A 2548-nucleotide genomic window follows, 5' to 3' on the forward strand; every position below is an offset into this window, starting at 1 on the left:
CGAACCCCCACCTACGCTTCCGCCCGGACCTCCACCTACGCTTCCGCCCGGACCTCCGCCCGTATCGGCGCCCCCACTTCCACCCGAACCCCCACCTACGCTTCCGCCCGGACCTCCATCCGTATCGGCGCCCGCGTTTCCGATCGCGTCGTCCCCGCCTGCCTGTTCGGGGCCCTCGCTCGTCGCCGTCCGCAACCAGTCGAACGCGTCGCCCGCCACCTCCCGCACCCGCGGGTCGTCGAACGCATGGCCGTTGAGCGCGGTGAGCCCCGGATCGGTGCGGCCCAGCCGGGCGAGTTCGGCGTCGCCAGGGACGACCGTCACCGCCTCGACGCCCGGGTGGCTCAGCACTTCGCGCAGCGCGAGCCCATCGCCGCCGCCGAGGATCAGCACCCGGGCATGTGCTCCGGCCATCGCCGGTTCCACCAGCGCCTGGTGGTAGACGGCTTCGTCGGAGCCGCACACCATGAGGTCCCCGTCGACGTAGAGGCGCAGCGAGGAGCCGCCGCTCGCGCCGGTCCCCCCGGTCAGCACGATCTCCTCCGCGCCGGTCTGCTCGGCGACCCGCACCCGGCTGCCGTAGACGGCGTGACGGGCGGCGCGTTCGAACGGTCCGGCGCCGACGGCGGCACAGGCCAGCAGGGCGAGCACGCCGACGTTCGCGGTGAGCAGCCAGCCGCGGGCGCGGCCGGAGAGGTCGCCGCGGAAGAGCCACAGAACGGTGGCGCCGCCCGCGACCGCGTTGACCGCGCCGGTGGCGAGCGCGCCGGTCAACTGCCCCAGGAACGGCAGCAGGAGGAAGGAGAAGGCGAGGCCGCCGACGAGCGCGCCCACGTAGTCGGCGGCGAACAGGTCGGCGACGGCGCCGCCGGCGTCCTGGCGGCGGATGCGCTGCACGAGCGTCATCAGCAGCGGCACCTCCGCGCCGATCAGCACGCCGATCGCGAAGGCACAGCCGATCATGGCGAAGCGGGCCTGGCCGTACCAGGCGAAGACCGCGTACAGCGTCATCACCGACAGCCCGCCGACGAGCGCGAGCGCGGACTCGACGGCGACGAACGCGGCGGCGGGGCGGTTGCGCAACCGTTTTGCCAACAGCGAGCCGCAGCCCATCGCGAAGACCATCACCGACAGCACGACCGACGCCTGGGTGACCGAGTCGCCGACCAAGTACGAGGCGAGAGCGACGAGTTCGAGTTCGTAGACCAACCCGCAGGCGGCGCAGACGAAGACGGCGGTGAGCACCAGCGCGCGGGCCGCCCGCGCGGGGACGGGCAGCGCTAAGGAGAGCTGGCGAGGGGCTTGCGGGCGGCCGCGCTGGTCGAGCATGAATGCACGCTATGTCAGGATTGCGCCGCTACCGGTCACCCACAAGGGTGCAATCGGCGCGGCCGGGCGGGCGGGTGGCGGCAGGCAACGGCGCCCGGAAGCACGCAGGGGTACGACGGGGCATCGGCGCCGGTCCGTACGCGCCCCGCGGGCAGGGACGGTGCGGGAACGCGGCCGCCTGCGAGGGCGCGGCTCCGTACGGGAACAGGGCAGCGTGAGGAGATTCGGCACCGGATGAACGTCCGGCACCGCGCCGACACCCGGCACCCCACCAGCACCCGGCACCGTCGAACCGCCCGGCACCGTAAAGCCACCCGGCACCGTCGAACCGCCCGGCACCGTACAAACGCCTTGCGCCGTAAGGGCTTTGCTCACCCCGCCACCCGCACCTTCGTCCGTGTCGCCACCAACCGCCCCTCCTGCGGATACGCATGCCACGTCCGCCACCGCACATTCCCCTCCCCGCACTGCACCAGCATCGCGGTGAACGCGTTCGGGTCGCCAGGGAAGGTGCCGGCGAGGCCGTGCGGGTGGTCGGCGACCAGGGCGAGCAACTCCTGGGCGCGGGCGGTGAAGGAGCCCAGTGAGAGGTGCTCGATACGGGCGGCGAACTCGTAGTCCCACGTGCCGACGCGGCGGGAGACGCCGAAGGGCAGCGGTGCCTGGCTGCCGGGCAGGCAGGCGACCGTCTCGGAGCAGCCGCCCCGGCCGGCGTCGACCAGCACCTGGTGGGAGGCTCCGAGCAGGCGTAACTCCACGTCGGCGTGGAGCCCGGTGGCGTCGCCGATCCGCACGCCGAGGGTGGCGAGCGCGGGCAGCGCGTCCTTGTCCAGGCACCAGGCGAGGTCGCCGGCCCGGGTGTCCGTGTATGCGGTGTCAAGGGTGGTGAGCATGGGAAGGCTCCGCGGGTCACGCAGGGGATCGCACACGCGGCGCAGACGGGCCGTCCCGCCCCCGCCGCGAGGCGAAGGTGCGGTGGCTTGCGCCGGCGTGGGCCGGGTGGATCAGGGGTGGTTCAGATACGGATCGCGGTGGACCAGGCTTGATCCAGCGGGTTCGGGGTGATCTGGATGATCGGGAGGCCCCGAAGAGATCCGGAACCAACGGAATCACGGATGGCACCCCACTCTCAGCGTTTTTACCCATCTGGGCGTACTTTCCATCCCTTGGAGCGCTTACAAGTTCAGGTGTTCCGATATGACAACCCGCTACCATCGGC

At 72.3% G+C, this 2548-nt stretch carries 2 protein-coding genes; both read right to left on the minus strand.

Annotation, left to right across the window (positions count from 1 at the left end; translation table 11 throughout):
- Nucleotides 1-1329, minus strand: a 1329-nt coding sequence (locus AC13HU_RS35485; protein ID WP_483046119.1) for a spermine/spermidine synthase domain-containing protein, incomplete at its 3' end; no start/stop codon positions are given.
- 371 nt (nucleotides 1330-1700) lie between these two features.
- Nucleotides 1701-2222 (minus strand): DUF2617 family protein, encoded by a 522-nt coding sequence (locus AC13HU_RS35490; RefSeq protein ID WP_483046120.1) that lies wholly within the window; start codon nucleotides 2220-2222, stop codon nucleotides 1701-1703.
- Nucleotides 2223-2548 lie beyond the last annotated feature (326 nt).

The sequence above is a fragment of the Streptomyces sp. NH27 genome, from assembly GCF_056859195.1.

What these genes read in the sequence shown, in the direction of transcription:
- AC13HU_RS35490 (WP_483046120.1), bottom strand. Translation starts at nt 2,222, where the DNA reads ATGCTCACCACCCTTGACACCGCATACACGGACACCCGGGCCGGCGAC.